A 26,254-nucleotide genomic window follows, 5' to 3' on the forward strand; every position below is an offset into this window, starting at 1 on the left:
GCCCAACCTGCAGGACCTCGGCAAGCTCTACATCGGCGAGAACGCCGTCGAGACCATGAGCTGCGACCTGATCATCGAAAAGGCCTCGCACGTCCACCTGAAGGAAGCCGTCGCCTACTGCGAGCAGGTGCGCGACTACGTGTCCCGCGAGATCTTCGTGCAAATCCTCGACGACACCGAGGAACACATCGACCATCTCGAAACCCAGCTGGAACTCGTCACCACCGTTGGCGAGCAGAACTATCTGCAGTCGCAGATGAGCGAGCCCAGCTGAGCACCCTCACCCTCGCGCCGAGCCGCCTCTTGCAGGCGGCTTTTTCTTGTCTCAGAGGAAGCGTTCCAGCAGCCGCTTGGAATGCTTGTCCAGCGCCCAGCGATCCGGCACCTGCAACTGCACGCCATGGGTGGAAGTGATCAGCAGGCGGCCCTCTTCCAGGCGGCGGATGTCTTCCTCGCTCTTGAGCACGAAGTCGACCTCGCCGCGGTCGGTCTCGATGCGCCAGGTGCTGGGCGTGGCGAAGGTGTTGACGGAGATCRGGCGCAGCAGGGTCGGGTGGAATTCGCGGGCGGCCAGTTCGGCCTCCAGCAACCGGCGCGGCCCTTCGGGCAGGGCTGACAGGCGCTCCACCCAGGCCAGCTCATGGCCGTGCGAGCCGACCAGGGACAGGCCCTCGTCCGGCGCCGAGATCGGGTGGGCACGCACCGGTGTGACGCCGACATGGCTGTCGCCGTTCAGGTCGGTCAACAGCAGCCGGCCGAGGGCGTCCAGACGCAGGTCGCGGAAGGGCAGTGTGGACATTCAGGACTCCGCGGAGGTCGCGATCAGGTCGAGTTCGACCGCCGCGTTCTTGGGCAGCTGCAGCACGCCGACCGTGGTGCGCGTGTGAGCACCGGCCGTGCCCAGCACGCGCCAGATCAGGTCGGAGGCGCCATCGGCCACCTCGCTCTGCTGGGTGAAACCGGCATCGCAATGAACGAACACGGTCATTCTGAGCACGGTTTGCAGCCGATTCAGGCTGCCGAGCTCCTGGCGCAGCAGGGTCAGCGCGCGCAGCGCGCAGATGGCTGCGGCACGCTTGGCGCGTTCCAGGCTGACCTCGGCGCCGACGACGCCAGCCACCGCGATGTGGTCGCCGATGCGCGGAATCTGGCCACTCAGGTAGAGGGTTCGGCCGTCACGCACCAGCGGGCTGTAGCGCCCGCCAATCTGCAGGGGAACGGCGGGGTCGAAGCCATGTTCCGCGCTGGCGGCATCCAGCTCGCGGTCACGGTCGTGCAGGGCGGTATCAAGCATCGGTGGTGTGGGCGCTGGGGTTGGGGGTCACGGCATGCTCCTCCAGGTCTTCCTGGTCCACGCGGCGGACCTGAGCTTCCCAGAGGCGCCAATAGTGGCCCTGGCGGGCGATCAGTTCGTCGTGCGGGCCCAGCTCGACGATCTCGCCGCGGTCCATGACAACGAGGCGGTCGGCCTTGCGCAGCGTGGACAGGCGGTGGGCGATGGCGATGGTGGTGCGGCCCTTGACGAGGTTGTCCAGCGCGCGCTGGATCTCCTTCTCGGTCTCGGTGTCCACGGCTGAGGTCGCTTCGTCGAGGATGAGGATGGCCGGATCGATCAGCAGCGCCCGGGCGATGGAGATGCGCTGGCGCTCGCCGCCCGACAGGCCCTGGCCGCGCTCACCGACGAGGCTGTCATAGCCATGCGGCAGGCGCAGGATGAACTCGTGGGCATGCGCGGCGCGCGCGGCTGCGACGATCTCGTCACGCGTGGCCTCYGGCTTGCCGTAGGCAATGTTCTCGGCGATGGTGCCGAAGAACAGGAAGGGCTCCTGCAGCACGAGGCCGATGTGGCGGCGGTAGTCGGTCACCCTGATGCGCCGCAGGTCCACGCCATCGACCTTGATGGCGCCCTCGGTCACGTCATAGAAGCGGCAGATCAGGTTGACGAGCGTGCTCTTGCCCGAGCCGCTGTGGCCCACCAGGCCGACCATCTCGCCGGGGCGGATGTCGAGGTTCAGGTTGCGGATGACCGAGCGCGAACCGTAGCGGAAGTCCAGGCCCTGCATCGAGATCGCGCCGGTCACGTTCTCGAAGGGCTGGGGGTTGACCGGGTCGGGCACGTTGGAGACGTGGTCCAGGATGTCGAAGATGCGCTTGGAGCCCGCCGCGGCCTTCTGCGTGACCGAGACGATGCGGCTCATCGAATCCAGCCGGCCATRGAAGCGGCCGATGTAGGCCAGGAAGGCTGTCAGCGTGCCGACCGTGATGCTCTGGTGCGAGATCAGCCAGATGCCCACACCCCAGACGACGAGCAGGCCCATCTCGGTCAGCAGCGAGACCGTGGGGCCGAACAGGCTCCAGGTCTTGTTGAGGCGGTCGTTCACGACCAGGTTCTTGGCGTTGGCCTCCCGAAAACGCTGCGCCTCGCGCCTCTCCTGGGCAAAGGCCTTGACGACGCGGATGCCCGGGATGGTGTCGGCCAGGATGTTGGTGACCTCGCCCCAGACGCGGTCGATCTTCTCGAAGCCGGTGCGCAGCCGGTCTCGCACCAGATGAATCATCCAGGCGATGAAGGGCAAGGGCACCAGGGTGGCCAGCGCCAGGCCCGGGTGGATGTTGAACAGGATCGCCGAGATCATCAGGAGCATCAGCACATCGGTGATGAAGTCCAGCGCATGCAGGCTCAGGAACACGCTGATACGGTCGGTCTCGGAGCCGATGCGCGCCATCAGGTCGCCGGTGCGCTTGTTGCCGAAGTATTCGAGCGACAGGCCGAGCAGATGTTCGAAGGTCGCCGTGCGCAGATCGGCGGCAATGCGCTCGGACACCAGCGCCAGCAGATAGGTCTTGGCCCAGCCCAGYAACCACGAGAACAACGCCGCACCCAGCAGGCCACCCAGCAGCGACCCGACCAGCCTGGTGTCGATCGACTGGCCGTTCTGGAACGGGATCAGCACCCTGTCCATCAGCGGCATGCTCAGGTAAGGCGCCACCAGGGTTGCGCCAATCGAGCCGAGCATGAGCGAGAAGCCCAGCAAGAGCTGGCCCCGGTAGGGCCGCGCAAAGCGCCACAGCCGCAGCAGCACCCAGGTGCTCGGCGGTTTGCTGGCCTCGCCGAAATCGAAGGTCGAGTCCTCGCCGTCATCGGCCTCTTCGAGCACGACATGGCCCGAAAGGCGCTGCACCTCGCGGCCGAAGGCGTCGGCAAAGCGCACCGCCGCCGGATTGCAGGCCAGCGTGAAGCGCCAGCGCGCCAGGCGCCGGTCGGCGTCGAACAGCTCCATGAAGGCCAGGCCGCCATGGTCGCTGAGCTTGAGGCTCAAGCCCGGCACCAGCGTGTGTTCGGCCCAGCTGGCGCTGGTGGGATCGAGGGCCAGCAGGCGTGAATTCGTCAGCGCGATCAGCCCTTGCGCGAAGTGGCCCTGGGCATCCAGGTCAACCTCCAGCAGGGCCACCACGTTCTCGCCAGCCATGAGCCGCCCCTGAAGGACGGCTGTTTGGGGATGAAGCACTGCAGCGGGAGGAAGGTCTTGCATGTTGTTGTTGGCTCTTACGGGCTGCGGCGATTCTCCGCCATGAGTTCAGCGCACAATTCCACGCGATTGCACCGCGCACAACCCCTTACTCGATACGCTCCATGAGCCAGAAGAACGACATCCGCCTGCTGCGCATCAATTACCTGCGCGGGCCCAATATGTGGACCTACCGGCCGGTGCTGGAGGTCTGGCTGGACCTCGGCGAGCTGGAAGACCACCCCAGCCATGTGTTGCCGGGCTTCAACGAGCGGTTGACGGCCGCCCTGCCCAACCTCGTCGAGCACCACTGCGGCGTCGGTGAGCGCGGCGGTTTCCTGGAACGGCTGACCGAAGGCACCTGGTGCGGCCATGTGCTGGAGCACATCGTCATCGAGCTGCTCAACCTGGCCGGCATGCCGACCGGCTTCGGCCAGACCCGCTCCACCAGCCAGCGCGGCGTTTACCGCATGGTGTTCCGGGCGCGTGACGAGCAGGTCGCCCGCGCGGCCCTGGCCGAGGGTCATGCCTTGATCATGGCCGTCATCAACGACCAGCCCTTCGACGCGCCCGCCGCGGTGGCCCGCGTGCGCGACAAGCTGGACGACTGCTACCTGGGCCCCTCCACGGCGGCCATCGTCGCCGCGGCCACGGACCGCCGCATTCCCCACATCCGCCTGAACGACGGCAACCTGGTGCAGCTTGGCCACGGCGCGCGCCAGCGCCGCATCTGGACGGCCGAGACCGACATGACCAGCGCCATTGCCGAAGGCATCGCCAGCGACAAGGACCTGACCAAGACGCTGCTGAAGGCCGTGGGCGTGCCCGTGCCGGAAGGCCAGGAGGTCAAGACCGCCGCCGAGGCCTGGACGGTGGCACAGGACACCGGCCTGCCCGTTGTCGTCAAGCCCAGCGACGGCAACCATGGCCGCGGCGTCTCCCTGGACATCGCGACCGAGGCCGACTGCGAGGCCGCCTTCGCGCTGGCGGCCCGCCACGGCTCCTCGGTGCTCGTGGAGCGCTACATCCCCGGCAATGAGCACCGCGTGCTCGTCGTGGGCGGCCAGGTGGTGGCGGCCGCGCGCGGCGAAGCCGCCTGGGTGCACGGCGACGGCCGCCAGACCGTGGAGCAACTGGTCGAAAGCCAGATCAACACCGATCCGCGCCGCGGCCTGAGCGAGGACTTCCCGCTCAACCGCATCCGCGTGCACGAAGACACCGCCCTGCTGCTGGACCTGCAACGCCAGGGCATGTCGCCCGAGGCCGTGCCCGCGGCCGGCAAGGCCGTGCTGATCCAGCGCAATGGCAACGTGTCCATCGACTGCACGCCCGAGGTCCACCCCGAGGTGGCGCATGCCGTGTCGCTCGCCGCCCGCACCGTGGGCCTGGACATCGCCGGCGTCGACCTCGTCACCGAGGACATCTCCAAGCCGCTGTCCGAGACCGGCGGCGCCATCGTCGAAGTGAACGCCGGCCCGGGTCTGCTGATGCACCTCAAGCCCGCCGGAGGCGCGCCGCAGCCCGTCGGCCAGGCCATCATCGACCACCTGTTCGCCGAGGACGAGACCGGCCGCATCCCCATCGTCGGCGTGGCTGGCTCGCGCGGCGGGCGCCAGATCACGCGCCTGGTCGCGTGGCTGCTGCACCTGAACGGGCGCCATGTCGGCCTGGCCTGCCGCGACGGCCTCTTCCTGGGCACGCGCCGCGTCGAGAAGCGCGACAGCGCCCGCTGGGACGCCGCCCACCGCCTCCTGATGAACCGCGGCGTCAACGCCGTCGTCATCGAGAACGATGCTGCCTCCATCCTGCGCGATGGCCTGGCCTATGACCGCGCCGCCGTCGGCGTCGTTACCGATCTGGACGGCATCGCCGCGCTGGCGGAGTTCGACGTGCAGGACGTCGACCAGCTCTACAAGGTGCTGCGCACCCAGATCGACGTCGTGCTCAGCGACGGCGCCAGCGTGCTCAATGCCGCCCACCCGCGCCTGGTCGACATGGCCGAGCTGAGCGACGGCGAGGTCGTCTTCTACGCGGAGGACGGCAGCCTCGAGGCTCTGCAGCACCACCGCGACCGCGGCGGGCGCGCCGTCTTCCTGCGCGGCGGCGCCGCCGTACTGGCCCATGGCCCGGCCGAGACGCCGGGCGCCAACATCGAGGCCCTGCTGCGCCGCTTTGGCGACCAGGCCATCGATGCCTCGACGCTGCTTGCCGCCGTCGCCGCCGCCTGGGCCCTGGGCATCTCGCCCGAGCTGATCGCCGCCGGGCTCGACACCTTCGTGCCCAACCTGCACCTCGCCTGAAAAGAACACGACTCATGGACGTTTCCCGCACCCGCGCGCTGCGCGGCCCGAACATGTGGAGCCGCCACACGGCCATCGAAGCCGTCGTGCATTGCAACGAGTCCGAGCGCTCGCTCGAGCGCCTGCCCGGCTTCGAGCCGCGGCTGCGCCAGCTCTTTCCCTCAGTCGGCGAGCTGCGCAGAGACGCCTCGCTGGCCCAGGTGCTCGAGCAGGCCACGCTGGCCCTGCAGGCCCAGGCCGGCTGCCCGGTGACCTTCAGCCAGACCCATGTCACGCCCGAGGCCGGCACCTATCAGATCGTCATCGAGTACAGCGAGGAAGACGTCGGCCGGCTGGCCTTCGAGCAGGCGCTCAAGCTCGTGCTCGCTGCACTGAACGGTGGCGAGTTCGATGCCGACGCGACGCTGGCCCGATTGCGCGAGCTCGACGAGGACATCCGCCTCGGCCCCTCCACCGGCTCCATCGTCAATGCGGCCCTGGCGCGCGGCATTCCCTACCGCCGCCTCACGCAAGGCAGCCTGGTGCAGTTCGGCTGGGGCGCCAAGCAGCGCCGCATCTGGGCCGCCGAGGTCGACGCCACCAGCGCGGTCAGCGAGTCCATCGCCCAGGACAAGGACCTGTGCAAGCGGTTGCTGCAGGCCGCCGGCGTGCCGGTGCCCATCGGCCGGCCGGTCGACTCGGTGGACGATGCCTGGGCCGTGGCCCAGGAGATCGGCCTGCCCGTCGTCGTCAAGCCGCAGGACGGCAACCAGGGCAAGGGCGTGACCGTCAACGTGACGACACGCCTGGGGCTTGAGGCTGCCTACAAGGCGGCCGACGAGATCGGCCCCGTCATGGTCGAGAAGTTCCTGCCTGGCTCCGACTACCGGCTGCTCGTCATCGGCGACAAGCTGATCGCCGCCGCGCGACGCGATCCGCCGCATGTCATCGGCGACGGCGTGCACACGGTCAAGCAGTTGGTCGACAAGGTCAATTCCGACCCGCGCCGCGGTGACGGCCACGCGACGTCGCTGACCAAGATCCGCTTCGACGACATCGCCGTCGCGCGCCTGACCCAGCAGGGCCTGGCGCCCGAGTCGGTGCCCGACAAGGGCCAGCGCGTCATCCTGCGCAACAACGCCAACCTGTCCACCGGCGGCACCGCCACCGACGTGACGGACGACGTCCACCCCGAAGTCGCCGCCCGTGCCATCGCGGCGGCCCAGGTCGTCGGCCTGCACGTCTGCGGCGTCGACGTCGTCGCCGAGAGCGTGCTGCGGCCGCTCGAAGAGATCAACGGCGGCATCGTCGAGGTCAACGCGGCACCGGGCCTGCGCATGCACCTGAGCCCCAGCTATGGCAAGGGCCGCAATGTCGGCGAGGGCATCGTCGGCCATCTGTTCGGCACCGGCAACAAATCGGGCGGCATGGCCGAGGACGGGCGCATCCCCGTCGTCGCCGTCACCGGCACGAATGGCAAGACCACCGTCACGCGGCTGATCGCGCACTTGTTTGCCAGCTGCGGCCTCAAGGTCGGCATGACCAACACCGACGGCGTGTATGTCGATGGCCGCCAGATCGACAGCGGCGACTGCTCCGGCCCCAAAAGCGCCCGCAATGTGCTGATGCACCCGGACGTGGAGGCCGCCGTGCTGGAGACCGCCCGCGGCGGCATCCTGCGTGAAGGCCTGGGCTTCGACCGCTGCCAGGTCGCCGTGGTCACCAACGTCGGCGCGGGCGACCACCTCGGCATGAACTTCCTGCACACGGCTGAGGACCTGGTGCTGGTCAAACGCGTCATCGTGCAGAACGTCGCGCCCAACGGCTACGCGGTGCTGAACGCCACCGACCCGCTGACGGCCAGCATGAGCTCGGTCTGCCCCGGCCAGGTCATCTATTTCGCCGCCGACCGCCACCACCCGCTGATGGCAACCCACCGCGCCCAGGGCAAGCGCTGCGTCTATGTGGACGGCGACCAGCTCATTGCGGCCCAGGGCGTCTGGCGCGAGAGCATCCCGCTGCGCGACATCCCCATCACGCGTGGCGGCCTCATCGGCTTCCAGGTCGAGAACGCGATGGCTTCGGTGGCCGCGGCCTGGGCCGTGGGCCTGGACTGGGACACCATCCGCCGCGGCGTAGCCAGCTTCGCCAATGACGCCGACAACGCGCCGGGCCGCTTCAACGTCATGGACTACCGCGGCGCCACCGTCATCGCCGACTACGGCCACAACGGCGACGCGATGAAGGCCCTGGTCGGTGCCGTCGCGGCATTGCCGGCCAAGACCCGCAGCGTCGTCATCAGCGGCGCTGGTGACCGCCGCGACGAGGACATCCGCGTGCAGACCGAGATCCTCGGCGGCGCCTTCGACGAGGTCATCCTCTACGAAGACGCCTGCCAGCGCGGCCGCGCGGCCGGCGAGGTCGTGGCCCTGCTGCGTGCCGGGCTGGAAGGCGCGTCACGCACCCGGCATGTCGAGGAGATCGTCGGTGAGTTCACGGCCATCGACCGCGCACTGGAACGCCTGCAGCCGGGCGACCTCTGCCTGGTGCTGGTGGATCAGGTGGAAGAGGCGCTGGCCCATCTGRCTCAGCGCATTGCCGCCGGCTGAGGCTCAGCGGTACCTGGCCAGCAGGCGATTCAGTTCGCCTTCGCTGACCAGGCCCTGGATTGCGGTGTTCAACGCCGCCAGGCCCACCGGGCTGCTCGGCGACAACGCGCACTGGGCCAGCACTTCCGACACGACCAGCGGCGGATGCAGGGGCAGCTTGAAGTGACCGATGCGCTGCTGGTACTCCAGCACGCGCCGGCCGGTCAACGCATGGCGGATGCGGCCGAGTTCGAGTTTCTGCAGATTGGCCACCGCATCGGGCGCGTCGTCGCGCAGGAAGCCTGATCGCAGTGCGTCGGCCATCTCCGGATAGACGTAGCCGCGCACCGTGCCGATGGGCTGCCCTGTCAACGCTGTCAACGAGGCCGGTGGCGGCACCGCGGCGGCACTGACGAGCAGGGCCTGGTCAGGCAGGAAGGGCCGGCTCCACGCGAAGGCGCCGGGCAGCCAGTCGCTCTGGTAGTCGCACAACAAGTCGCCCTCGCCGCGTTGCAGGGCTTCGGCCAGGCGCTTGCGCGGCGTCGGGCGGGCCACCAGATCGCGGCCCAGGCGCCGCGCCAGGGCCTGGCCGATGTCCAGGTTCAGGCCTTCGATGACGCGGTCGCCCTCGATGCGGGCATGCGGCATCAGCGCGCTGGTCTCCACCAGCATCACCAGCGGCCGGGCAGGTTCGGCACCGGCAAGCGGGCTCAGCAGCAGCGCGGCCATGCCGCCCACTCCCCTTCGCACCCAATATCGCCGCGTCCCGACCATGGGACTGCATCATGCCGTGCCCGCCAATCCAGGGCGAGCGCAGGGTGGCCAGCCGGCCAGCGGACCGTGACCGGCGCACGAAAACCTGCCGACCCGGCACGCCACGCCCAGGGTCGCATCGCTAGACTCGCCGGTCACCTGCCACACCCGCCGATGAAGTCCCGCCTGTCGTTCGCCGCCCTCACCCTGGCCTGGGCCCTGGCGGTGCCGTTGGCCCATGCCCAGACGCAGGCCAGCACGGTCCGCCCCGGCGTGGCCCCGATTCCCCACGATGACCTGCTCTACCAGCAGCTCGGCGGCCAGGAAGCCATCCAGCGCTTCACCAACGATTTCTACGACACCCTGCTGCAGGACGCGCGCATCGCGCGCTTCTTCGACGGCATCAACATGAAGCACCTCAAGCGCGTGCTGGCGGACTACTTCTGCGTCGTTGCCGGCGGCCCCTGCGTCTACGACGGCGTGGGCATGAAGGACGCGCACGCCCACCTGGGCATTGGCAAAGGCGACTTCAACACCCTGGTCGAGCACCTGCAGCGCGCCATGGACAGGGCCAACGTGCCCTTCGGCGTGCAGAACCAGTTGCTGGCCCGCATGGCCCATTTCCACCGCGACATCATCACGAAATGAAGCTCCCAGGCCCGGCATTCGCCCAGCCCGACTCACACTGGACGCGGCCCGGCGTTTCCTCATGAGCTTGCCCCCGCACCACCGCAACGGCGGCTTCCAGAACAACCACGGCGACTTCGAGCCCAAGTCGCTGGCGGACGTGATCCGCTGGCGCTGGAACGCCTCCCGTCGCGGCCTGCCACCGCGCCCGGCCGAGCCCATCCCGACGCAGCMTGCCGATCTCGGCTTCATCCGCACCAACCACGGCGCTGCGCAGCAGCCGGCGGTGACCTGGATCGGCCACGCCACCGTGCTGACCCAGCTTGGCGGCCTGAACCTGCTGACCGACCCGATCTTCTCCGGGCGCGCCTCGCCGCTGCCCTTTGCCGGGCCGAAGCGCGAGCAGCCGCCAGGCGTGGCGCTGGCCGAGTTGCCCCACGTCGACGCCGTGCTCGTCTCGCACAACCACTACGACCACCTCGACCTGGCTTCGGTACGCAGCCTCGCGCGCCAGCCCGGCGGCAGCCCGCTCTTCGTCGTGCCACTGGGCCTCAGGGCCTGGTTCCAGGCACGCGGCATCGAGCGCGTCGTGGAACTGGACTGGTGGCAGGCCGAGCGCCTCGCCGGCGTGGACATCGTGCTCGTCCCGGCCCAGCACTGGTCGGCGCGTGGCCTGAACGATCGCATGAAGACGCTGTGGGGCGGCTTCGCCGTGTTCGCACCGGACTGCCAGCTCTTCTTYGCCGGCGACACCGGCTATTCGCGCGACTTCACCGACATCCGCGAGCGCTTCGCCGAGCGCCAGCAGCCTCATCAAGGCGGCAGCTTCGACATCGCGCTGATCCCCATCGGTGCCTACGAGCCGCGCTGGTTCATGCAGAGCCAGCATGTCAACGTAGAGGAAGCGCTGAAGATCCACGCCGACCTCGGCGCCAAGCGCTCGCTGGGCGTGCACTGGGGCACCTTCGAGCTGACCGACGAGGCGCTGGACGAGCCGCCCCGCCAGCTCGAACGGCAGCGCGCGGCGCTCGGGCTGGCTGAGGAAGCCTTCTTCACGTTGGCCATCGGTGAGACACGGCGTCTGCCGCTTCGCCAAATCCGACAGCCGCCCGAGGAACTTGCCGACAGGCTGCCCCCATCCTCGCGGCTAGGCTAGCCACGCCATGACTCTCCTTGCCCGTCTTCGTCGGCCTTTCCATGAGCTCGGCCCCGGGCTGATCACCGGCGCGGCGGACGACGACCCGAGCGGCATTGCCACCTACTCCCAGGCCGGCGCGCAGTTCGGCTACGGCATGTTGTGGAGCGTCGTCTTCACCCTGCCGCTGATGGCCGCGATCCAGATCGTCAGCGCCCGCATCGGCTATGTGTCCGGCCGCGGCCTGGCGGCCAACATGAAGCGCACGTTCCCGCGCCCTGTGCTGCTGGCGCTGGTAGGCCTGCTGCTGGCAGCCAACACGCTGAACATCGCCGCCGACATCGCCGCCATGTCCAGCGCGCTGCACATGCTGGTGGGCGGCCCGGCGCTGATCTACGCGATCGCCTTCGGCGTGGTCAGCGTGCTGATGCAGGTCTTCCTCGCCTACCAGAGCTATGTGCGCTGGCTGAAGTGGCTGACGCTGGCACTGCTGGCCTATGTCGGCGTCGTCATCGTGCTGGGCCTGGACTGGGGCGAGGTGTTGCTGCACACGATACGGCCCGAGCTGAAATGGAACCGTGACACGGTGCTGATGCTGGTGGCGCTGTTCGGCACGACGATCAGCCCCTATCTGTTTTTCTGGCAGGCGGGCCAGGAGGTCGAGGACTGCGCAGGCCGCCCCTGCAAGCCAGCCGACGTGAAGCGCCATCTGCGCCGCATCAAGCTGGACACGCATGTCGGCATGGGTTTTTCCAACCTCATCGCCKTTTGCATCATGCTGTCCACGGCCGTAACGCTGCATGCCGCAGGCGTGCACGACATCCAGACTTCGGCCCAGGCCATCGAGGCGCTGCGGCCGATCGCGGGCGAGCATGCGGCGCTGCTGTTCAGCCTGGGCATCATCGGCACGGGCATGCTGGCCGTGCCGGTGCTGGCTGGCTCGGCGGCCTACGCGGTGGCCGAGGTGGCCGGCTGGCGCGACAGCCTGAGCCTCAAGCTCGAACGCGGCGAGGGACGCGGCTTCTACAGCGTCATCGCCGTCGCGACCCTGGGCGGCGTGGCCCTGTGCTTCGCGCCGCTGGACCCGGTCAAGGCGCTGTTCTGGTCGGCGGTGTTCAATGGCATCAGCGCTGTGCCCATCATGGCCGCGATGATGGTGCTGGCCACGCGCGAATCCGTCATGGGCGAGCATGTCATCGGCCCCAGGCTGCGCCGCATGGGCTGGGCTGCCACCGGCGTGATGGCGCTTACCGCACTGGCACTGGCGCTGGTCTGAGTTCTTCACGCGCGTGGCGCAGCACCACGCGCGACGAATGCAAGGCGAGGCCGGCCATGATGACGGCCACCAGCAAGTCGGGCCAGGCCTGGCCGGTCAGCGCCACGCCACCGGCAGCGGCCACGACGGCCACATTGCCCAGCGCGTCGTTGCGACTGCACAGCCAGACCGCGCGCATGTTGGCGTCGCCTTCGCGCCAGGCATAGAGCATCACGGCCACACCCACATTGGCCAGCAGGGCCAGCGTGCCGACGATACCCATGGTCGCGGCCTGCGGTGGCTCGCCCGCCCAGGCGGCCCAGGCCGCGCGGGCCAACACACCAACGCCGAACACCGCCATCGCCCAACCCTTGACCCAGGCCAGCCGCGCCCGCCACAGCAGCCCGGCCGACAGCACGGCCAGCGACGCGCCATAGTTGGCTGCGTCGCCGATGAAATCCAGCGCATCGGCCCACAGCGACAGCGACCCGGCGCGCCAGCCGGTCGTGATCTCGACGACGGCCATGGCCGCATTGATCAGCAGTGCCGCCCACAGCACGCGGCGGTAGGCCGGCGAATTGCCGGGGCTGGGTTCATCGTGATGGTGGTGGCAGGCGTGGCTCATGGTGGAGAAGACCTTGGCTGAAAACTGCCGCTATTGCAAACCCTGGAGCCACACCAGAGTCAAGCCGAGAATCGTCACATGCGTATCGGAGAACTCAGCCGCCTGACCGGAACAAAGGTCGACACCATCCGCCACTATGAGCGCGAGGGCCTGCTGGCGCCGCCACCGCGCACGGATGCTGGATACCGCGTCTATGGCCCGCCTGATGTCGAGCGCCTGCACTTCATCCGCCGCTGCCGCTCGCTGGACATGAACCTGGCTGAGGTGCGGGCGCTGCTGGCGCTGCAGGGCGACGGGCACGGTGGCGCCAACGGAGCAGGTGTGCATGCGCTGCTGGACGCGCACATCGACCACGTCAGCGCGCGCATCACGGCGCTGCAGGAACTGGAGAAGGAATTGCGCGCGTTGCGCGCCCGCTGCCAGGGCAACGAGCCGGCCTGCGCCATCCTCGAAGGGCTGGCCGAGCCGGGCGCCGAGCTACCGCCCAAGAGCCACGTCGGCCACAGCCACTAGGGCATCAGCCGACCCGGCAGACCTTCAGCATGTTGGTGCCGCCGGGGTAGCCCATCGGCTCGCCGCAGGTGATGGCATAGGTGTCGCCGGGCATCAGCACACCGCGCTCGACGAGGATCTTTTCCGCGGCGGCCAGGGCCACGTCGCGGTCCTCGAACTTGGGCATCAACAGCGGCAGCACATTGCGGTAGAGCGCCATCTTGCGCTGGCTGACCGGTTGGGTCGTCAGGCCGAAGATGGGCACCTGAATGCGGTGGCGGCTCATCCACAGTGCCGTCGAGCCGGATTCGGTCAGGGCCAGGATGGCCTTGCAGCCCAGGTGGTAGGCGGTGAACAGCGCGCCCATGGCGATGGACTGGTCGATGCGGCCGAACTGGCGGCCAGCGAAGTCGGTGTCGAGACTGACAAACTCGGCACGCTCGGCTTCCAGCGCGATGTTGGCCATCTGCTCGACGGTCTCGATGGGGTATTTGCCGGCAGCCGTCTCGGCCGACAGCATGACGGCATCGGTGCCGTCCAGCACGGCGTTGGCCACGTCGCTGACCTCGGCACGCGTGGGTACCGGGTTGACGATCATGGACTCCATCATCTGCGTGGCCGTGATGGACACCTTGTCCAGCTCGCGGGCCATCTTGATCATGCGCTTTTGCAGCGCCGGCACGGCCGCGTTGCCCACTTCCACGGCCAGGTCGCCGCGCGCCACCATGATGCCGTCGCTGGCCTTCAGGATGGCTTCGAGGTGGGGGATGGCTTCGTAGCGCTCGATCTTGGCGATCATGGCCGGCTTGTGGCGATAAGCCTCGCCGGCCACGTTGGCCAGCTGGCGCGCCATTTCCATGTCGGTGGCGTTCTTGGGGAAGCTGACGGCCAGGTATTCGCACTGGAAGGACATCGCGGTCTTGATGTCGTCCATGTCCTTGGCTGTCAGTGCCGGTGCCGTCAGGCCGCCGCCCTGCTTGTTGATGCCCTTGTTGTTGGACAGCTCGCCGCCGAGCTTGACGATGGTGTGGACCTGCGCGCCGCGCACGGACTCGACGGTCAGCACCAGCAGGCCGTCGTTGAGCAGCAACGTGTCGCCGGGCTTCACGTCACGCGGCAGTTCCTTGTAGTCGAGGCTGGCGATGTCCTGGTTGCCCAGCTCGGTGCGGTCGGCGTCCAGGATGAAGGGCGCGCCGGGGATCAGCTCGATCTTGCCGCCCTCGAACTTGCCGACGCGGATCTTGGGGCCCTGCAGGTCGGCCATGATGGCCACCGACTTGCCGACACGTTGCGCGGCTTCCCGGACCATGGTCGCGCGGTCGATGTGGTCCTGCGCCTTGCCGTGGGAGAAGTTCAGCCGCACGACGTCGACGCCGGCGCGGATCATCTTCTCCAGGATCTCCGGCGTGTTGGAAGCAGGGCCGAGGGTGGCGACGATCTTGGTGGCGCGGGTCATGGCTGTCTCGATTCTTGGAAGGCGCGGAATTATGGTCCGCCAAGCCTCGCGCGAGTTTCGTCGTGTTTCAACCCAACACCTTCTCGAAGAAGGAGCTCAATGGATCAGGCGTGTAGCCGCCGAAGGGCCCGCGCTCCGAGTAGCCCAGACGCCGGTACAACGCCAGGGCCTCGGGCTGGTGGATACCGGTCTCCAGCCGCGCGATCCGCAGGCCGCGTTCGGTCAGCTCGGCCTCTAACTGCGCCATCAGCTGCCGGGCGACGCCACGGCCACGCTCGCTATCCAGCACGAAAAGACGCTTGATCTCTCCATAGCCGTCCGCGTCGAAGTGCTTGACGCCGCCGCAGCCGACGAGCTGCTCGCCACGCCACAGCCCGTAGAAGCTGCCCTGCGGTGGGCGCAGGCCATCGGCGGGCTCGAAGTGGTTGCTCTCGCTGGGATAGAGCGCGCCCATATAGGCCTCGGACAGCGCGATCAGACGCCGCGCATCGGGGTGACCGGGGTCCAGCGGCGCAAGGCGGGCGGGCAGTTCGGAACTCATGGTGGTTGGATACCAGTTACAGGGAAGGCACCGTCATCGCGAGCAGATAGCGCGCTGATTCGGCCCCGGGGTTGGTGAAAACGCTGCGCCCAAGGCAGCGAAAGCTGATCGAGTCGCCAGCGCCCAGCTCGAAGACCTGCCCCTGCAGAGTCAGCCGCAGCCGGCCTTCCAGCAGGCACAGGTGGTGTTCCAGGCGCGCGACGGTGGGCTCGTCGTAGGCCAGCTCGGCGCCGGGCGCGAGACGGCCCTCGATGACCTCGGTCGCGAAGCCGGCCAGGGGCGGACAGCGCATCAGTCGCTCGAAGCCGCTCTGCACGTCGTGCCAGCGTGGCTGGTCGGCGGCGCGCAACAGGCGCACGGGCAAGGCCTCGGCTTCGGCGAGCAGGCGGCTCAACGGCAGGCCGTAGGCACGGGCCAGGCGCGACAGCAGCGTCGCCGTCGGGCTGGTCTCGGCGCGCTCCAGCCGGCTCAGCGTTGCGCGGCTGACGCCGCTTTTCAAAGCCAACTCGTCCAGCGACCAGCCGGCGGCCGTGCGCAGCGCAGCCAGCCGCTCGGCCAGTTGACGCTCGAACTGCCCCTCTTCGCTCAATTCAGAGAATTCTTCTCTCATATGAGAATATGCTAGCCGATATGAAGGACCGCCAGCTCGCTCCATTGATCGCCGCTATGGCCGTCGTGCTGACCTGGGGCGTCAATTTCCCACTGTCCAAGGCCTTGTTCAACCAGGTCGGCCCGACGGGTTTCCTGGGGCTGCGCTACCTGCTGATGCCCTTCTGTGCCGTGGCCCTGCTGTGCTGGCGTTTCGGCATGCGCTGGCCGCGACTGGACCGCGGCGAAGTCTGGCCGCTGGTGCGATTGACGCTGATCGGCCAAGGCCTGCACCTGTTGCTGTCGGCCTACGGCATGCAGGGCTCCACCGCCTTCAGCGCCAGCGTGCTGCTGGCCTGCGGGCCGGTGTTCACGCTGCTGATCCTGCGCGCGACCGGCGTGGAGAAACTCTCCGCGGGCCAGGTCGTCGGCGTGGCGATGGCGGCCACCGGCGCATTGGTTTTCACATCGGACAAGCTGCTCGCCGCCAACTGGCAGGCCGGCCTGGGCGACCTGACCCTGCTGGCCGCCGCCGCTCTCTTCAGCTACTACACGGTGGCGAGCAAGCCGCTGATCCAGCACCACGGCGGTGTGACGGTGCTGGGTTATGGCAGCCTGGTCTGCACGCTGCCGATGCTGCTGTGGTGCTCGCCGGCACTGGTGTCCTTGGACTGGGCGACGCAGCCCACATGGGTATGGCCGGGCCTGGCCTGGCAGGTCATCGGCGGCGGCTTCCTGGGCTGGCTGGCCTGGGGCTGGGCCAACGAGAAGCGCGGCGTGGCCCGCACCGCGCCGTTGATCTACCTGATGCCGCTGGTGGCCGGCCTCATCGCGTGGCTGTGGGGCGGTGAGCAGTTCAGCGCGCCCAAGCTGCTCGGCGCCGGCGTCATCCTCGCCGGTGTGGCGCTGGCGCAGTTCAGCCCTGCGCTGAACGGGCCTCGCGGGCTTCCCGCACGTCCGCAACCGCCAGAGCCGTCATGTTGACGATGCGGCGCACCGTCGCGGAGGGCGTCAGGATGTGCACGGGGGCTGCCGCGCCCAGCAGGATGGGGCCGACCGTGACGCCGTGACTGGCGCTGATCTTCAGCACGTTGAAGAGGATGTTGGCCGCATCCAGCGTCGGCAGCACCAGCAGGTTGGCAGCGCCCTTGAGCTTGCTGTCGGGCAGAAAGGCCTGGCGCACGCTCTCGGAAAGGGCCGCGTCGCCATGCATTTCACCGTCGCATTCGACTTCAGGGTGGGCGGCCGAGAACAGCTCGTGGGCGCGGCGCATCTTGACGGCCGACGGCCGCGTGCTGGAGCCAAACATCGAATGGCTGACGAAAGCCAGCTTGGGCGGCAGGCCAAAGCGGCTCACCTCCTCGGCAGCCATCGCGGCGATGTCGGCCAGCTCCTCGGCGCTCGGGTCGTCGTTGACGAAGGTATCGGTGATGAAGAGCGTCATCTGCTCCAGGATCAGCGCGTTCATCGCGGCGAACTGGCGCACGCCTTCGCGAAGGCCGACGAGGTCGCGCACCTGCTCCAGGTGGCGGTCGAAGCGGCCGACCATGCCGCAGATCATCGCGTCGGCGTCGCCCAGCTCGATGGCCAGCGCACCGATCGCCGTGTTGGAGCGCCGCACGGCGGACTTGGCCATCTCGGGCGTGAAGCCGTTGCGCTTCATGCGGGCGTAGTAGGCCTCCCAGTACTGCCGGAAGCGCGGGTCGTCCTCGGGGTCGATGACGGCAACGTCTTCACCCAGCTTCAGCCGCAGGCCGGCGCGCTCGATGCGCGCCTTGAGCACCGCCGGTCGGCCGATCAGCGTCGGCTTGCACAGGCCCTCGTCCAGGGCCACCTGCACGGCACGCAGCACGCGCTCGTCCTCACCCTCGGCATAGATGACGCGTGCGCACTCGGCCTTCGCGGTGGCGAACACGGGGCGCATGAACATGCCGGTCTGGTAGACAAAGCGCTCCAGCGACTGGCGGTAGGCGACGAGGTCTGTCACCGGCCGCGTGGCCACGCCGTCGGCCGCCGCAGCCGCAGCGACCGCGGGCGCAATGCGCAGGATCAGCCGCGCGTCAAACGGCTTGGGGATCAGATATTCCGGGCCAAAAGCCAGTTCCTGGCCGGCATAGGCCGCGGCCACTTCATCGCTGGTCTCGGCCTTGGCCAGCGCCGCGATCTCGCGCACGCAGGCGAGCTTCATGCCTTCGGTGATCTTGGTCGCGCCGCAGTCCAGCGCGCCGCGGAAGATGTAGGGGAAGCACAGGACGTTGTTGACCTGGTTGGGGTAGTCGCTGCGGCCCGTGGCCATGATGCAGTCCGGCCGCACGGCCTTGGCCAACTCGGGGCGGATCTCGGGCTCGGGGTTGGCCAGCGCCAGGATGATGGGCTGGGTGGCCATGGTCTTGACCATGTCGGCCGTCAGCACCCCGGCGGCCGAGCAGCCGAGGAAGACGTCGGCGCCATCGACCACATCGGCCAGTGTGCGCGCCGCCGTGATCTGGCAATAGCGCTGCTTGGACTCGTCCAGCTTGCCGGCCTTCGCGTCTTCACGTTCGGACTGGATGACGCCGCGCGAGTCGCAGACAAAGACGTTGTCGCGCTTCACGCCCAAACCCACCATGACGTCCAGGCAGGCGATGGCCGCGGCACCCGCGCCCGACACCGCCACTTTGACCTTGGCGATGTCCTTGCCCACCAGCTCCAGGCCGTTGAGCAGCGCGGCCGACGAGATGATGGCCGTGCCGTGCTGGTCGTCGTGGAAGACGGGGATGTTCATGCGCTTGGACAGCTCGCGCTCGATGTAGAAGCACTCAGGCGCCTTGATGTCCTCGAGGTTGATGCCGCCCAGCGTCGGCTCCATCGCCGCGATGATGTCGATCAGCTTATCCGGGTCGCGCTCGGCGAGCTCGATGTCGAACACATCGATGCCGGCGAACTTCTTGAACAGGCAGCCCTTGCCTTCCATGACGGGCTTGGCGGCCAGCGGGCCGATGTCGCCCAGGCCCAGCACGGCGGTGCCGTTGGTGATGACGCCCACCAGGTTGCCGCGCGACGTGAAGTCGGCCGCCAGCGACGGGTCGCGTTCGATGTCGAGGCAGGGATAGGCCACGCCCGGCGAGTAGGCCAGCGACAGGTCGCGCTGGTTGGACAGCGCCTTGGTCGGCGTGACCGAAATCTTGCCGCGCGTCGGGCTGCGGTGATAGTCCAGAGCGGCTTCGCGCAGCGCAGCTTCGGCAGGCGACAAGGGAGCGTTGTTCTTTTCCATGAGGGTGACTCTCCAGGGAGGAACCCTCAAGGTTACGCCGCGTTTCAGCCCCCGCCGATGCAGGTTTTTTGGCGATCTATGCCGAAGCCGATATCACCCGGTCGCGGCCTTCATGCTTGGCGCGGTACATGGCCTGGTCGGCCTCGCGCAACGCAGCCTCGACATCCGCCGCCGCCGCGGCCTGGGCGACGCCCCAACTCGCAGTGACCTTCAGCGCGGCCGGCCACTCGACGCGCGCCAGCACCTGGCGCAGCCGCTCGGCCACGGCCACGGCCTCCTCGGCCGGCGTCTGCGGCATGACGATGACGAACTCTTCGCCGCCCCAGCGCGCCAGCAGGTCGTCACGCGGCAGGTTGGCGCGCAGCGTGCGGGCCAGCAGCACCAGCACCTGGTCGCCGACCTCGTGGCCATGCTGGTCGTTGACACGCTTGAAATGGTCGACGTCGACGAAGACGACCGACAGCGGGAAGCTCATGTCGCCCTGCACTTGCAGCAGCAGGTCCAGTGCACGGTTGAGGCCATCGCGGTTGGCCACACGCGTCAGCGGGTCGCGCAAGGCCATCTTCTCGAGCGCTCGCGAGCGTTTCATCGACAAGCGCAGGCGCCCGTGCACCGTCCAGCTTTCCCAGACCAGATAGCCCAGCAGGCTGAACATCCACAGGCCAACCAGGCCGAGGCGGAAGGTCTCGGGAGCGACCCAGTCACCGACGAGTTCGGCGCGGTTCACGCGGATCAGGTGCTGGCCCGGCGCCACCTGGCCGCTGGTGCTGAAACTGATGACGCGGATGCTGTCCATCTCCGGGCCCACCAGGGATACGGGCAGTTGATGTGTCTGGGCCCACCACGAGCTGACGGCGAACTGCGACAGCCGCACTTCCACCGGCTGGGGCTGGGCGCCGGGCGCGAAGGTGACCTCCTGGGGCTTGAGGCTTTCGGCGTCACCCGGCTTCGTATAGGCCGGGTTGGCATTGCGCAGGAAGACGCGCACCTGTGGCGCCTGATGGTCCAGCGATGGGCCCTCCGCGTGCAGCCATAGGCGGATATGGCTGAAATTGCGCAGATCCAGGGCCCGGCCCTTCATCTCGAATTGCAATTCGCAGTAGGGCCATTCGTAGCCGGGGCGAACCTCGCAATGCATCGCCACTGGGCCACCGGCGGCCGGGTCCAGCCTGGCTTCGCTCTTGCCGCCGCTGCTGCGGTCGTCGACGATCTCCAGATGCTGCCCAGCCCCGCGCCCATCGAGCACGAGGTGGCGGGTCATCCAATGCTCGTTGGCATAAAGGCCCAGCAGCGTCGTGACGACGAGCAGGGCGAGAAGCCAGCGCAAAACCATCCGGCAATTGTGTCGGCCGGTAACGCCGGGCGGTGGGAGCGGCCGACGCTGAACGTGAAATCATGACCGCCCCCAGCGGCGGACTTGTATCAGCCCGCTGCGCGCTCGGCCAGGATCTTGAAGGCCGGCAGCGTCTTGCCTTCCAGCACCTCCAGGAAGGCGCCGCCGCCCGTGGAGATGTAGCCCACGTCCTTCTCGATGCCGTACTTGGCAATCGCAGCCAGCGTGTCGCCGCCACCGGCAATGCTGAAGGCAACGCTCTCGGCGATGGCGCGGGCGATGGCCTCCGTGCCATGGGCGAAGGCCGGGAACTCGAACACGCCGACCGGGCCGTTCCAGACGATGGTGCCGGCGGCCTTGAGCTTCTCGGCCAGCTTGGCGGCCGTCTTGGGGCCGATGTCGAGGATGAGGTCGTCGTCCTCCACGTCGGTGGCCGCCTTGACCGCCGCCGTGGCACCCGCGGAGAAGGTCTTGGCCGTCACGACGTCTTCGGGGATGGGCACGTCGGCGCCGCGCGCAGCCATCGCATCGATGACGGACTTGGCCTGATCGATCAGATCCGGCTCGGCCAGCGACTTGCCGATCTTCAGGCCTGCGGCCAGCATGAAGGTGTTGGCGATGCCGCCGCCGACGATGAGGCCGTCGACCTTGCTCGCCAGGGCTTGCAGGATGGTCAGCTTGGTCGACACCTTGGAGCCGGCAACGATAGCGACGAGCGGGCGGCGCGGGTTGGCCAGCGCCTTGGTGATGGCGTCGATCTCGGCTGCCAGCAGCGGGCCGGCGCAAGCGATCTTGGCGTACTTGGCGATGCCGTAGGTGGTGGCCTCGGCGCGATGGGCCGTGCCGAAGGCGTCGTGCACGAAGATGTCGCACAAGGCGGCAAGCTTCCTGGACAGCTCCTCGCTGCACTTCTTCTCGCCCTTGTTGACGCGGCAGTTCTCCAGCAGCACCAGTTGGCCCGGCGCGACGGAGACGGCATCGACCCAGTCGCGCTGCAGCGGCACCGGGCGGCCCAGCAGCTCGGCCATGCGCTCGGCCACCGGTGCCAGCGAATCTTCAGGCTTGAACTCACCCTCGGTCGGGCGGCCCAGGTGGGAGGTGACCATGACGGCGGCGCCGGCGTCCAGGGCCATCCTGATGGCCGGCAACGAGGCGCGGATGCGGGTGTCCTCGGTGATCTTGCCGGTGTCGTCCTGCGGCACGTTGAGGTCGGCGCGGATGAAGACGCGCTGGCCGGCCACCTTGCCGGCGGCGATCAGGTCGGAGAAGCGGATGACGTTCATGGTGGGCGGGGCAGTTGATGAGAAACCGAAACTGCCGCGATTCTCGCCGCCCGCCGTTCCGGCGCGGTTACCAGCCGAGGCCGAGCTTCAAAGGCAGCATGACCGCCATGCCGACGAGGATGGTGCCCAGGATGCCCTTGCGCCAAAAGTAGTAGGCCGTCGCGGCCACCGCCGCGGGCCAGCGCGCATCCTGCCAGGTCGTGATGAGCTGGCCCTGCGTCATGAAGATCTCGGGCGCGACGACCGCGACCAGGGCCGCCAGCGGTGCAACCTTGAGCAGTTCGCGCAGCCAGTCCGGAATGGGCAGGGGCTTCTCGCCAATCATGAAGAAACTGCGCGTCAGGACGGAAATGCCGGCCAGGCCGAACAGCGCCACCCAGGTCATCGCATCGCTCATGTCCGCCCCTCGGTCGTCGAGTACGCCGACCGATCCCTCGAGGGGATGCGCGCCGACTTGGGACGGCCCGGCGTTCGGCGCGCGCTCATGCCCTGGCCTTTCGCGCGTCCAGCCACCAGCCTACGGCGCCCGCCGCAAAGATGGCGCACAGGATGTTGAGCTTGAGCGGCAACGCATAGGTGGCAATCGACACAGCGCCAGCCGTCACAGCCACCCACCACAGCACCTTCTCGGTCAGCAGCGAATAGGACAGTCCCAGCAGCGCCAGCACGCCGGCGAAGCCAATGCCCCAATGCGGCGGAATGCGGTCGGCCAGCAGGATGCCGGCGAAGGAGCAGGCCTGCCAGGTCGGCCAGTTGACGGCCACGCCACCCCAGAAATAGCGTTGCTGGCCCGGCACCGGCACGGGGTMCGGATAGCGCTTGACGAAGTAGACGAAGTTCAGGTCGGCCGCGACATAGCCGCTCAGCAGCCGGCGCGCCCTGGGCAGATGGCCCCAGTAGTTGCGCCATTGCGCGCTGAAGATGACAAAGCGCAGGTTGACGCAGAAGGCCGTGGCCAGCAGCACCCACAGCGGCGCGCCGGAGGCGATCAGCGGCAGGGCCGTCAGCTGCGCGCTGCCGGCAAACACCAGCAGCGACATGCCCATGGCGAGCGGGATGCTGAGCCCGCTCTTGACCATGGTCACACCGGTCACCAGGCCCCAGGCCGCCAGGCCCAGGGAGGGCGAGGCCATGTCGCGCGCGCCGTGGCGGAAATCGGGGTCGGCCGCGAGCGCGCGCAACCTGGAAGTCAGACTCATGCCGCCATTGTCGGCGGCACTTCAATCACTGCCCGATGCGACGGACTTTGCCGCTGCCGGCGACGGAGGACGAAATCTCCGGCGAGCCCGCGTACTTCACGTCGCCGCTGCCAGCGATGGAGACATTCAGGCGCTTGGTCGCGTTGACCTGGGCGTCGCCGCTACCGGCGATGCTGACCTTGACGTCTTCCGCCACCAGGTCGGCCGCCTTCACGTCGCCGCTGCCGGCGATGGTCACCTGGGCGCTGGCACAGCGGCCGGCCGCGACGATGTCACCACTGCCGCTGACCTTCATCCCCAGGCGTTCGGCGTCCAGGCCCGCGAAGCGGATGTCGCCGGAGCCGGCGATGGAGGCGTCGACGCCGGCTGTCTTCATGGCCTCGACCTTGACGGTGCCGGAGCCGGCCACAGCGATCGAGCGCAGGGCCGGCATCTCGATGGTCAGGCTGGGGTTGGTCGAGCTGTGCACATTGACGCCCTTTTTGGGCGAGATCTCCAGCGTGCGGCCCTTGCTGCCGTCGACGACGCGGGTTTCGATCAGGGGCAGCAGGTTGCGGTCGGCCTTGACCTCGACCTTGTTGCCCGAACCCTGGCGGATGACGACGTTGAAGCCGCCGGTCAGCGCGACACMGTCGAAGGCGCCCGTGTCGCGGGCCTCGRTAGCGATGTCGCCATTGCCGTTGATGCGCTCGCTGTTGATGGTCCAGCTCCAGGCCTGGGCAGAGCCGCTGAACACGGCAGCGGCCACGAGACCGAGGGCGAAGAGGCGGCGGGATGTGTTCATGTCGGGCTCCATCGGGGTTTTGATGGTTCCCATGGTGCCAAGCGGCGCCGGGACGGACCTGACCAACGCGACAGTGCGCAGGATGGAAGGAGCGAAATGCGTCTGGAGGTGCCGGATCAGTGGCCCTTGGCCTTGTCGCCGCCCTTTTCAGACGCCTTTTCAGCGACTTTCTCGACCGGCTTGGCCTCAGGCTCGTCGGCCGGCGGCTTGACCGAGCCCGGGCGCGGCACGACGGGCGCGACGCCCTCGAGCTTGTTCTCGCGCATGTACTCGTCCATCTCGCGCCAGCCGGTGTAGACGGCGGCCTTCTGGGCCTTGGGGTTGAGGACGTAGCAGTCCTCGATGGCACGCATCGCATGCCGGCAGGCGCTGCCGATGGCCTTGCCCTCGGCTTCCTTGGCAGCGGCCACTTTGGCGGGGTCGTCGATGCCAAGCTGCTCGCAGGCCGACAGGGCTGCGAGCAGGGGCAGGGCAAGAAGAAGGCGCTTCATGGGCTCAGCTATCGGCCGGCGCGGCTGCAACTTGAGGTCACGGCGAGTCAGCGCCTGGCCATCGCGAGCAGGCGCGTGACGCGTTCCTCGGTCGACGGGTGGGTGGAGAACAGCCCTCGCAGGCCTCCACCGGACAGCGGGTTCATGATCATCATCTGCGCCGTCTCCGGGTGAGCCTCGGCGGGTGCCATCGGAATGCCCTGAGCGTAGCGGTGGATCTTGTCCAGGGCCGAGGCCAGCGCGGCCGGGTCGCCGGAGAGTTCCGCGCCGCCGCGGTCGGCCTCGAACTCGCGGGCGCGGCTGATGGCCATCTGGATCACCGTGGCGGCCAGTGGTGCAAGCAACGCGATCGCAATGCTGGCGATGACATTGGTCTGCCGGCCGTTCTCGTCGCGGCCGCCGAACAGCCCGGCGAAGTTGGCCAGCATCGAGATCGCACCGGCCATCGTCGCGCTGACGGTGCTGATGAGGATGTCCCGGTGCGCCACATGGGCCAGTTCATGGGCCATGACACCACGCAACTCGCGCTCGGACAGCACGCGCAGGATGCCCGTCGTTGCCGCGACGGCGGCATGCTCCGGGTTGCGGCCGGTCGCGAAGGCGTTCGGTGCTTCCTCGTCGATCAAATAGACCTTGGGCATGGACAGGCCGGCCCGTTGCGCCAGTTCCTGAACCATCCGATAGAACTGCGGCGCCGTGCTCTCGTCCACCTGCCGTGCGCTGTACATGCGCAGGACCATGTCGGCCGAAAACCAATAGGCGAAAAAATTCATGCCAACGGCCACCAGCAACGCGATCAGCATGCCGGCCTGGCCGCCGATCCAGGACCCGACGGCCATGAACAGCGCCGTGATGGCGGCCATCAGGACAGCGGTTTTCACCAGATTGAACATGTCACCGGCCCGGAAGTCAGGAATACGTGGGAGATGGTGCCACGCACCCGGGGTTTCAAGCGTCGAAGCGTTCGCCGACGGCAATCGGCCGGGCCTGGAGGAAGGTCGAAGCCGGCCCGCGCTTGCCCCCGGCGCGTTGCAGTTCGGTCAGTTTCAAAGCGCCTTCACCACAAGCAACCTCCGGCCCGGCGGCGATGACTTCACCCGGCTTACCCCGGCCTTCAACGACCTCGGCCCGCCAAACCTTGAGCGCCTCGCCGGCCAGTGTCGCCTGGCCGCCGGGGAAGGGATCGAAGGCGCGCAGCCGACGCTCGATCACGACAGCGGGCAGCGTCCAGTCGATGGCGCTCTCGGCCTTCTCGATCTTGTGCGCGTAGGTGACGCCCTCGCCGGGCTGGGGCGTCGGCGCCAGGCTGGGCGCCTGCAGAGCCTCGACAATCAGGCGACCGCCCAGTTCGGCCAACCGGTCATGCAGGGCCGCGGTCGTGTCGTCGGCGCGGATAGTCTCGCGGCCGATCAGCAGCATGTCGCCGGTATCCAGGCCCGCATCCATTTGCATGATGGTGATGCCGGTCTCGGCGTCGCCGGCCTCGATGGCGCGGTGGATGGGCGCCGCGCCGCGCCAGCGCGGCAACAGCGAGGCGTGGATGTTCAGGCAGCCGCGCCGAGGCAGGTCCAACACCCATTGCGGCAGGATGAGGCCATAGGCGGCGACGACCATCACGTCGGCATCCGCCGCCCGCAACGCTTCGCGCGCCGCGGCCGCGTCGGCGGCATATTTGCCGTCCAGTTTCAGGCCCTGCGGCTGGGCGACCGGGATGCCTGCCGCAACGGCGCGCTGCTTGACCGCCGAAGCCTGCAGCTTCATGCCACGCCCGGCCGGGCGGTCGGGCTGGGTCAGCACCAGCGGAACCGTGAAGCCGGCGGCCAGCAACGCGTCCAGCGCAACGGCAGCGAATTCTGGCGTGCCAGCAAAGACGACGCGCATCACAACCTTTGGTTACGCTTTTTGGCCTCGAGCTCTTCCTCGCGCGTCTTCTTGACCATCTTGGTCTTGATGCGGTCGCGCTTGAGCGGGCTCAGGTATTCGACGAAGACCTTGCCCAGCAGGTGGTCCATCTCGTGCTGCACGCACACGGCCAGCAGGCCATCGGCCTCGAACTCGTAGAC

26 protein-coding genes are annotated in these 26,254 nt (G+C 68.3%); 8 read left to right on the forward strand and 18 right to left on the reverse strand.

Annotated features, from left to right (window positions below):
* A partial coding sequence (locus ACXJKR_RS03205) for a ferritin-like domain-containing protein (protein WP_457320680.1) occupies positions 1-274 on the forward strand: 274 nt, incomplete at its 5' end.
* A gap of 51 nt (positions 275-325) precedes the next feature.
* Here ACXJKR_RS03205 and ACXJKR_RS03210 read toward each other — a convergent pair.
* Genes ACXJKR_RS03210 through ACXJKR_RS03220 form a run of 3 tightly spaced genes read right to left on the reverse strand, consistent with a single transcriptional unit; the run spans position 326 to position 3,533 of the window.
* Positions 326-799 carry a cyanophycin metabolism-associated DUF1854 family protein gene (locus ACXJKR_RS03210; RefSeq protein WP_457320681.1) on the reverse strand — a complete coding sequence of 158 codons (474 nt, stop codon included), beginning with the start codon at positions 797-799 and terminating at the stop codon, positions 326-328.
* A complete protein-coding gene (locus tag ACXJKR_RS03215; RefSeq protein ID WP_457320683.1) occupies positions 800-1,294 on the reverse strand; it encodes a RidA family protein in 495 nt (164 codons plus the stop codon).
* Positions 1,287-3,533, reverse strand: a complete 2,247-nt coding sequence (locus ACXJKR_RS03220) for a cyanophycin metabolism-associated ABC transporter (RefSeq protein WP_457320685.1) — start codon at positions 3,531-3,533, stop codon at positions 1,287-1,289. The genes ACXJKR_RS03215 and ACXJKR_RS03220 overlap by 8 nt, the downstream gene beginning before the upstream one ends.
* 101 nt (positions 3,534-3,634) lie before the next feature.
* On the opposite strand from ACXJKR_RS03220, the gene ACXJKR_RS03225 reads away from it, so the two are divergent.
* A complete protein-coding gene (locus tag ACXJKR_RS03225) occupies positions 3,635-5,809 on the forward strand; it encodes a cyanophycin synthetase (RefSeq protein WP_457320687.1) in 2,175 nt (724 codons plus the stop codon).
* A gap of 14 nt (positions 5,810-5,823) precedes the next feature.
* Complete coding sequence (cphA, locus tag ACXJKR_RS03230) at positions 5,824-8,397, forward strand: cyanophycin synthetase (RefSeq protein WP_457320689.1); 2,574 nt, start codon at positions 5,824-5,826, stop codon at positions 8,395-8,397.
* A gap of 3 nt (positions 8,398-8,400) precedes the next feature.
* On the opposite strand, the gene ACXJKR_RS03235 is transcribed toward cphA, so the two are convergent.
* A complete protein-coding gene (locus ACXJKR_RS03235) occupies positions 8,401-9,105 on the reverse strand; it encodes a substrate-binding periplasmic protein (protein ID WP_457320690.1) in 705 nt (234 codons plus the stop codon).
* A gap of 198 nt (positions 9,106-9,303) precedes the next feature.
* Between ACXJKR_RS03235 and ACXJKR_RS03240 the strand changes: the two genes are divergently transcribed.
* The 3 genes from ACXJKR_RS03240 to ACXJKR_RS03250 all read left to right on the forward strand — a co-directional run bounded on the left by ACXJKR_RS03240 (position 9,304) and on the right by ACXJKR_RS03250 (position 12,167).
* On the forward strand, positions 9,304-9,777 hold the full coding sequence (locus ACXJKR_RS03240; protein ID WP_056205179.1) for a group I truncated hemoglobin: 474 nt from the start codon (positions 9,304-9,306) through the stop codon (positions 9,775-9,777).
* Positions 9,778-9,838: 61 nt separating this feature from the next.
* Positions 9,839-10,912: an MBL fold metallo-hydrolase gene (locus ACXJKR_RS03245; protein ID WP_457320693.1), complete on the forward strand. Its 1,074-nt coding sequence runs from the start codon at positions 9,839-9,841 to the stop codon at positions 10,910-10,912.
* A gap of 7 nt (positions 10,913-10,919) precedes the next feature.
* Positions 10,920-12,167: an NRAMP family divalent metal transporter gene (locus ACXJKR_RS03250; RefSeq protein WP_457320695.1), complete on the forward strand. Its 1,248-nt coding sequence runs from the start codon at positions 10,920-10,922 to the stop codon at positions 12,165-12,167.
* On the opposite strand, the gene ACXJKR_RS03255 is transcribed toward ACXJKR_RS03250, so the two are convergent.
* A complete protein-coding gene (locus tag ACXJKR_RS03255; protein WP_457320696.1) occupies positions 12,139-12,771 on the reverse strand; it encodes a cation transporter in 633 nt (210 codons plus the stop codon). The genes ACXJKR_RS03250 and ACXJKR_RS03255 overlap by 29 nt on opposite strands.
* Before the next feature lie 78 nt (positions 12,772-12,849).
* On the opposite strand from ACXJKR_RS03255, the gene ACXJKR_RS03260 reads away from it, so the two are divergent.
* Entirely contained in the window at positions 12,850-13,284 is a 435-nt protein-coding gene (locus ACXJKR_RS03260; RefSeq protein WP_457320698.1) for a Cd(II)/Pb(II)-responsive transcriptional regulator, read from the forward strand.
* 4 nt (positions 13,285-13,288) lie between these two features.
* Here the strand turns inward: ACXJKR_RS03260 and pyk are convergent, their stop codons facing one another.
* The 3 genes from pyk to ACXJKR_RS03275 form a co-directional block, all read right to left on the reverse strand.
* Positions 13,289-14,719 carry a pyruvate kinase gene (gene pyk / locus ACXJKR_RS03265; protein ID WP_056205191.1) on the reverse strand — a complete coding sequence of 477 codons (1,431 nt, stop codon included), beginning with the start codon at positions 14,717-14,719 and terminating at the stop codon, positions 13,289-13,291.
* Between the two features lie 67 nt (positions 14,720-14,786).
* On the reverse strand, positions 14,787-15,260 hold the full coding sequence (locus ACXJKR_RS03270) for a GNAT family N-acetyltransferase (protein WP_056205195.1): 474 nt from the start codon (positions 15,258-15,260) through the stop codon (positions 14,787-14,789).
* Positions 15,261-15,276: 16 nt separating this feature from the next.
* On the reverse strand, positions 15,277-15,870 hold the full coding sequence (locus tag ACXJKR_RS03275; protein WP_056205199.1) for a helix-turn-helix domain-containing protein: 594 nt from the start codon (positions 15,868-15,870) through the stop codon (positions 15,277-15,279).
* A 20-nt stretch (positions 15,871-15,890) separates the two neighbouring features.
* Between ACXJKR_RS03275 and ACXJKR_RS03280 the strand changes: the two genes are divergently transcribed.
* The gene (locus ACXJKR_RS03280; RefSeq protein ID WP_457320701.1) at positions 15,891-16,832 is read left to right on the forward strand and encodes a DMT family transporter; all 942 of its coding nucleotides are present in this window, start codon (positions 15,891-15,893) and stop codon (positions 16,830-16,832) included.
* On the opposite strand, the gene ACXJKR_RS03285 is transcribed toward ACXJKR_RS03280, so the two are convergent.
* From ACXJKR_RS03285 to ACXJKR_RS03330, 10 genes are all read right to left on the reverse strand, one after another.
* Positions 16,765-19,101 carry an NADP-dependent malic enzyme gene (locus ACXJKR_RS03285; RefSeq protein WP_457320703.1) on the reverse strand — a complete coding sequence of 779 codons (2,337 nt, stop codon included), beginning with the start codon at positions 19,099-19,101 and terminating at the stop codon, positions 16,765-16,767. The two genes, ACXJKR_RS03280 and ACXJKR_RS03285, sit on opposite strands and share 68 nt — an antisense overlap.
* Before the next feature lie 76 nt (positions 19,102-19,177).
* Entirely contained in the window at positions 19,178-20,428 is a 1,251-nt protein-coding gene (locus tag ACXJKR_RS03290) for a GGDEF domain-containing protein (protein ID WP_457320705.1), read from the reverse strand.
* A 95-nt stretch (positions 20,429-20,523) separates the two neighbouring features.
* Entirely contained in the window at positions 20,524-21,717 is a 1,194-nt protein-coding gene (locus ACXJKR_RS03295; protein WP_457320706.1) for a phosphoglycerate kinase, read from the reverse strand.
* 67 nt (positions 21,718-21,784) lie between these two features.
* The gene (locus ACXJKR_RS03300) at positions 21,785-22,114 is read right to left on the reverse strand and encodes an AzlD domain-containing protein (protein WP_056205211.1); all 330 of its coding nucleotides are present in this window, start codon (positions 22,112-22,114) and stop codon (positions 21,785-21,787) included.
* Positions 22,115-22,199: 85 nt separating this feature from the next.
* Positions 22,200-22,916 (reverse strand): AzlC family ABC transporter permease, encoded by a 717-nt coding sequence (locus ACXJKR_RS03305; protein WP_457320708.1) that lies wholly within the window; start codon positions 22,914-22,916, stop codon positions 22,200-22,202.
* A gap of 25 nt (positions 22,917-22,941) precedes the next feature.
* A complete protein-coding gene (locus ACXJKR_RS03310; protein WP_457320710.1) occupies positions 22,942-23,700 on the reverse strand; it encodes a head GIN domain-containing protein in 759 nt (252 codons plus the stop codon).
* Between the two features lie 116 nt (positions 23,701-23,816).
* Positions 23,817-24,191 carry a hypothetical protein gene (locus ACXJKR_RS03315; RefSeq protein ID WP_457320711.1) on the reverse strand — a complete coding sequence of 125 codons (375 nt, stop codon included), beginning with the start codon at positions 24,189-24,191 and terminating at the stop codon, positions 23,817-23,819.
* A gap of 47 nt (positions 24,192-24,238) precedes the next feature.
* Positions 24,239-25,084 carry a zinc metalloprotease HtpX gene (gene htpX, locus ACXJKR_RS03320; RefSeq protein ID WP_457320713.1) on the reverse strand — a complete coding sequence of 282 codons (846 nt, stop codon included), beginning with the start codon at positions 25,082-25,084 and terminating at the stop codon, positions 24,239-24,241.
* A 55-nt stretch (positions 25,085-25,139) separates the two neighbouring features.
* The gene (gene fmt, locus ACXJKR_RS03325; protein WP_457320714.1) at positions 25,140-26,072 is read right to left on the reverse strand and encodes a methionyl-tRNA formyltransferase; all 933 of its coding nucleotides are present in this window, start codon (positions 26,070-26,072) and stop codon (positions 25,140-25,142) included.
* Positions 26,072-26,254, reverse strand: a 183-nt coding sequence (locus tag ACXJKR_RS03330) for a peptide deformylase (protein ID WP_457320716.1), incomplete at its 5' end; no start/stop codon positions are given. The genes ACXJKR_RS03330 and fmt, both read right to left, overlap by 1 nt.

The organism is Roseateles sp. P5_E11, from assembly GCF_054049355.1.